Below are 6,165 nucleotides of genomic sequence, written 5' to 3' on the forward strand. Positions count from 1 at the left end.
CCCCTACCCTCCGTCGGTACCGGCCCAGGACTACCGCCCGCAGCCGATGGACCGCCCGCCGTACGACCCGTCCCGCCCCGACTACGACCAGCGCGACTACGACCAGCGCGACGCCGGCCGCCGCGAACTGCCCGAGCCGCCGGCCGGCCACGGCCAGGTGCACCGCGGCGGTCCCATGGGCCCGAACCTGCCCACCACCGGCGCCCCCGGCCCACTCGCCGCACAGCCCGCACCGGCGACCGGACCCGGCGAACCGACCGCGCGCCTGAACCCGAAGTACCTCTTCGACACGTTCGTCATCGGCGCCTCCAACCGCTTCGCACACGCCGCCGCGGTCGCCGTCGCCGAAGCGCCGGCCAAGGCCTACAACCCGCTGTTCATCTACGGGGAGTCCGGGCTCGGCAAGACGCACCTGCTGCACGCGATCGGACACTACGCGCGCAGCCTGTACCCGGGCACGCGCGTGCGGTACGTCAGCTCCGAGGAATTCACCAACGAGTTCATCAACTCCATCCGCGACGGCAAGGGCGACAGCTTCCGCAAGCGCTACCGCGAGATGGACATCCTGCTCGTCGACGACATCCAGTTCCTCGCGGACAAGGAGTCGACGCAGGAGGAGTTCTTCCACACCTTCAACACCCTCCACAACGCCAACAAGCAGATCGTGCTCTCCAGCGACCGGCCGCCCAAGCAGCTGGTCACCCTGGAGGACCGGCTGCGCAACCGGTTCGAGTGGGGCCTGATCACCGACGTCCAGCCACCCGAGCTGGAGACGCGCATCGCCATCCTGCGCAAGAAGGCGGTACAGGAACAGCTGAACGCCCCGCCGGAGGTGCTGGAGTTCATCGCCTCCCGGATCTCGCGCAACATCCGCGAACTGGAGGGCGCGCTGATCCGCGTGACCGCGTTCGCCTCGCTCAACCGGCAGCCGGTGGACCTGGGCCTGACCGAGATCGTCCTCAAGGACCTCATCCCCGGCGGCGAGGACACCGCCCCGGAGATCACGGCGACGGCCATCATGGCGGCCACGGCCGACTACTTCGGTCTCACGGTCGAGGACCTGTGCGGCACCTCGCGCGGCCGCGCCCTGGTGACCGCCCGGCAGATCGCCATGTACCTGTGCCGCGAGCTGACCGACCTGTCGCTGCCGAAGATCGGCGCGCAGTTCGGCGGCCGTGACCACACCACCGTCATGCACGCCGACCGCAAGATCCGCGCGCTGATGGCCGAGCGGCGCTCCATCTACAACCAGGTCACGGAGCTGACCAACCGCATCAAGAACGGCTGAGAAGCGGCAGTACGGCACGAGGGGGCGCCCCGGTAATCCCGGGGCGCCCCCTCGTCATACCCGGGCCTGCCGTTCCATACCCGGGCCTCCCGGCGTGCCTGGGCCTGCCGTCGCACCCGGGCCTCCCGGCGTGCCCTTCCGTCGTGCTGCGCCGGGCCAGAGCCCGATCAGAGCGCGATCAGAGCAACGGAGCGGACGAAGCCGGCGGAGACCACGCCGAAGCTCCCTCGCACCGTCCAGGCAGGCCCGGGACCACCCCACTGTTCGAATCCGCCCCGGGTTACGGCCCTCCTCCACAGATTCCGGAACTTTTTCCCGTCCACACCCTGGGGACCGCCGAGTTGTCCAGACGGCATCCACAGGTCGCGCTGTCGGCAAGCCGTCGGCCCAGCTCACCGGCCTGTGGATCCGTGGACAAACGATCTCCACAGACTGTGGACGAAGCGGAGATCCACAGTCCCCGCGCCGCGTTGTCCACCGGCAACCCACAGGCTGAGCCGCATTGTCCCCAGTCATCGGTGGCTTCTCCACAGTCCTGTCCACTGTTCGGCAACCCGAGACGGCCGCTCACCGCGTCGAGTGAAAGCCGTCACACCGAGGTGCCGGACCAGGGTGTGGGAAACACGACGAAAACTGGGGACGCAGCTGGGGAGAACTGACCCCGACCTGTGGGCGGGGTGTGCAGAACTTCCCGTTCTCCACAGAACCCCCGAGTTGTCCACCGCTGCCGTCCACAGGGCCCGTGGACAAAATATCCGCGCTGAGCTGGGCAAACGCGGTTATCCACGGTATCCACACCCCCTACTACTACTCCCGACTAGAGAGAGCGCGGAATTCGTTTCGAAGCGGGACCTGTGCACAACTCGCCCTCCGGGCCCGACCGCCTCTCGGAGCGACTTGACCCCGACAGGCACCTACTGTCAGTGCCGTGCGTCAGACTGGTCCCCGGTGTCCTTCCCGTCGCAGTGGGCGGTGACACCGAGTCGGAGGACTCAGCAGCGACTCAGCAGCAACAGCAGGAGGCGGCTTACCGTGAAGATCCGGGTGGAACGCGACGTACTCGCGGAGGCAGTGGCCTGGGCGGCACGCAGCCTCCCGGCCCGTCCGCCGGCGCCTGTTCTCGCCGGCCTGCTGCTGAAGGCGGAGGACGGCCAGCTGAGCCTGTCCAGCTTCGACTACGAGGTCTCCGCGCGTGTGTCGGTGGAGGCCGAGGTCGAGGAGGAGGGCACGGTCCTGGTCTCCGGCCGCCTGCTCGCCGACATCTCCCGCGCCCTGCCCAACCGGCCGGTGGAGATCTCCACGGACGGGGTACGGGCCACGGTGGTCTGCGGCTCGTCCCGCTTCACACTCCACACACTGCCTGTGGAGGAGTACCCGGCGCTCCCGCAGATGCCGAGCGCGACGGGCACGGTCCCCGGCGAGGTCTTCGCCTCCGCCGTGCAGCAGGTCGCCATCGCGGCGGGCCGCGACGACACGCTGCCCGTCCTGACCGGTGTCCGCATCGAGATCGAGGGCGACACGGTCACACTGGCCTCCACCGACCGCTACCGCTTCGCGGTCCGCGAGTTCCTGTGGAAGCCGGAGAACCCGGACGCCTCCGCGGTCGCCCTGGTGCCCGCCAAGACCCTGCTGGACACCGCCAAGGCGCTGACCAGCGGCGACAGCGTGACCCTGGCGCTGTCCGGCTCCGGTGCGGGTGAGGGTCTGATCGGTTTCGAGGGTGCCGGGCGGCGTACGACCACGCGTCTGCTGGAGGGCGACCTCCCGAAGTACCGCACGCTGTTCCCGACGGAGTTCAACTCGGTCGCCGTCATCGAGACCGCCCCCTTCGTGGAGGCCGTCAAGCGTGTGGCCCTGGTTGCCGAGCGCAACACCCCGGTGCGGCTGAGCTTCGAGCAGGGCGTGCTGATCCTGGAGGCCGGCTCCAGCGACGACGCACAGGCTGTGGAAAGGGTGGACGCGCAGCTGGACGGCGACGACATCTCCATCGCCTTCAACCCGACGTTCCTGCTGGACGGCCTGAGCGCCATCGACTCCCCGGTGGCGCAGCTGTCCTTCACGACGTCCACCAAGCCCGCGCTGCTCAGCGGCAGGCCGGCGGTGGACGCCGAGGCGGACGAGGCCTACAAGTACCTGATCATGCCGGTGCGGCTCAGCGGCTGATCGGCCGGGCCGGTTCGGCGGGCCGAGCGGGTTTCCGCAGGTGGCGGGCCTCAGGTGTGGGGATACGTATGAGCGCGTATGCCCACGGACGTGCGCGAGCGTCCGGGTTTAGGCTCGGACGCAGGTACGGAAGTGCCGGAATGCCACGTCGTGCAACCTAAGGAACGCAACTGATGGAGCTCGGTCTCGTCGGCCTCGGCAGGATGGGCGGCAACATGCGTGAGCGGATACGCCGCGCGGGCCACACCGTCGTCGGATACGACCGCAACCCCGACCTCGCGGATGTCCACAGTCTTCAGGAGCTTGTGGGCAAGCTTCAGGGCCCGCGCGTGGTCTGGGTGATGGTCCCGGCCGGTGAGCCCACCCAGGCCACGATCGACGCGCTCGCCGAGCTGCTGGAGCCCGGCGACGTGGTCGTGGACGGCGGGAACTCCCGCTGGACGGACGACGAGAGGCACGCGAAGGAGCTGGCCGCCAAGGGCATCGGCTTCGTCGACTGCGGCGTCTCGGGCGGTGTGTGGGGTCTGGAGAACGGCTATGCGCTGATGTACGGCGGTGACGCGGAGCACGTCGCCAAGGTGCAGCCGGTCTTCGACGCGCTCAAGCCGGAGGGCGACTTCGGTTCGGTGCACGCCGGCAGGGTGGGCGCGGGTCACTTCGCGAAGATGGTCCACAACGGCATCGAGTACGCGATGATGCAGGCCTACGCCGAGGGCTGGGAGCTGCTGGAGAAGGTCGACTCCGTGGACAACGTCCGCGAGGTCTTCCGCTCCTGGCAGGAGGGCACCGTCATCCGCTCCTGGCTGCTCGACCTCGCTGTGAATGCCCTCGACGGGGACGAGCATCTGCAGCAGCTGAAGGGGTACGCGCAGGACTCCGGTGAGGGCCGGTGGACCGTGGAGGCCGCCATCGACAACGCCGTGCCGCTGCCGGCGATCACGGCTTCGCTGTTCGCGCGGTTCTCCTCACGTCAGGAGGACTCGCCGCAGATGAAGATGATCGCCGCGCTGCGCAACCAGTTCGGCGGCCATGCCGTAGAGAAGAAGCAGTAGGGAAGAAGCAGTCCACGGGGCCACCGAGTGGTCCATGACGCCGGGGGAGGTCGGCGTACGACCATGCACGTCACGCATCTGTCGCTGGCCGACTTCCGTTCGTACGCCCGGGCCGAGGTGCCGCTCGACCCGGGTGTCACGGCGTTCGTCGGTCCGAACGGCCAGGGCAAGACGAACCTCGTGGAGGCGATCGGTTACCTCGCCACGCTCGGCAGTCACCGCGTCGCCTCCGACGCGCCGTTGGTGCGTATGGGTGCCGAGCGGGCGGTGATCCGGGCGCAGGTCAGGCAGGGTGAGCGGCAGCAGCTGGTCGAGCTGGAGCTGAATCCCGGCCGGGCCAACCGGGCCCGTGTCAACCGGTCCTCGCAGGTCAGGCCGCGGGATGTGCTGGGGATCGTACGGACCGTGCTGTTCGCGCCGGAGGACCTGGCTCTGGTCAAGGGTGATCCGGGGGAGCGGCGGCGTTTCCTGGACGAGCTGGTCACCGCGCGTTCCCCGCGGATGGCGGGGGTGCGTTCGGACTACGAGCGGGTGCTCAAGCAGCGCAACACGTTGCTGAAGTCGGCGGCGCTGGCGCGTCGGCACGGTGGCCGCTCGATGGATCTGTCCACGCTGGACGTGTGGGACCAGCATCTCGCGCGCGCGGGTGCGGAGCTGCTGGCCCAGCGCCTGGACCTGGTGGCCGCGTTGCAGCCGCTGGCCGACAAGGCGTATGAGCAGCTGGCTCCGGAGGGTGGTCCGCTGGCGCTGGAGTACAGGCCGTCCGCGCCCGGTGGGGCACGTGCGCGTGAGGAGCTCTTCGGGCAGCTGATGGCCGCGCTCGCCGAGGTCCGCAAGCAGGAGATCGAGCGGGGTGTGACGCTCGTGGGGCCGCATCGGGACGATGTGGTGCTCAAGCTCGGCCGGCTGCCGGCCAAGGGGTACGCCTCCCACGGGGAGTCCTGGTCGTATGCGCTGGCGTTGCGTCTGGCGTCGTACGACCTGTTGCGGGCGGAGGGCAATGAGCCGGTGCTGATCCTCGACGACGTCTTCGCCGAGTTGGACACGCGGCGCCGTGAGCGGCTGGCCGAGCTGGTCGCGCCCGGTGAGCAGGTTCTGGTGACGGCCGCGGTGGACGACGACGTGCCGCACGTGCTGGCGGGGACGCGGTTCGTGGTGTCGGACGGGGCGGTGGAGCGCGTATGAGCGCCGGGCAGGATCCTGTTCCCGGCGGCGGTCCGGGGAAGGCGGCCGAGCCGTCCGGTGTGGACCTCGCGCGTGTGGCGCTGCGTGCGGCGAGGGAGGCGGCACGCGCGCGTGGGGATGCGGCGCAGCAGAGGAAGCAGGCGCGGCGTGGTGGTCTGCGCTCCGGCGCGCGCGCCGACGGCCGTGATCCGATGGCGCTGGGTGCGGCGATCAACCGGTTGATCACGGAGCGGGGCTGGGAGGCGCCGGCCGCGGTGGGCGGTGTGATGGGGCGCTGGCCGCAGATCGTGGGTCCGGATGTGGCCAAGCACTGTGTGCCGGAGAAGTACGACGAGGTCGAGCGGGTGCTGACGGTGCGCTGTGATTCGACCGCGTGGGCGACGAATCTGCGTCTGCTGGCTCCGACGCTGGTGGCCCGGCTGAATGAGGATCTCGGGCATGGCGCGGTGGGGGTGATCAGGGTTTTCGGGCCTGGTG

The 6,165-nt window shown here is 69.6% G+C and carries 5 protein-coding genes; all 5 read left to right on the top strand.

All coding sequences use genetic code 11. The annotated features are described in order from the left end of the window. The coding region (dnaA, locus tag C1I97_RS28915) for a chromosomal replication initiator protein DnaA (RefSeq protein WP_111006075.1) at nucleotides 1-1,288 on the top strand (1,288 nt) is incomplete at its 5' end. 1,032 nt (nucleotides 1,289-2,320) lie between these two features. Continuing rightward, nucleotides 2,321-3,451, top strand: coding sequence for a DNA polymerase III subunit beta (gene dnaN / locus C1I97_RS28925; protein WP_111006076.1), 1,131 nt, complete (start codon nucleotides 2,321-2,323; stop codon nucleotides 3,449-3,451). Nucleotides 3,452-3,624: 173 nt separating this feature from the next. Continuing rightward, nucleotides 3,625-4,503, top strand: coding sequence for a phosphogluconate dehydrogenase (NAD(+)-dependent, decarboxylating) (gnd, locus tag C1I97_RS28930; protein ID WP_111006077.1), 879 nt, complete (start codon nucleotides 3,625-3,627; stop codon nucleotides 4,501-4,503). Nucleotides 4,504-4,566: 63 nt separating this feature from the next. After that, nucleotides 4,567-5,688: a DNA replication/repair protein RecF gene (gene recF / locus C1I97_RS28935; protein WP_111006078.1), complete on the top strand. Its 1,122-nt coding sequence runs from the start codon at nucleotides 4,567-4,569 to the stop codon at nucleotides 5,686-5,688. Further along, nucleotides 5,685-6,165, top strand: a 481-nt coding sequence (locus C1I97_RS28940) for a DUF721 domain-containing protein (protein ID WP_111006079.1), incomplete at its 3' end; no start/stop codon positions are given. The genes recF and C1I97_RS28940, both read left to right, overlap by 4 nt.

The sequence above is a fragment of the Streptomyces sp. NTH33 genome, assembly GCF_003236365.1.
GTDB lineage: Bacteria > Actinomycetota > Actinomycetes > Streptomycetales > Streptomycetaceae > Streptomyces.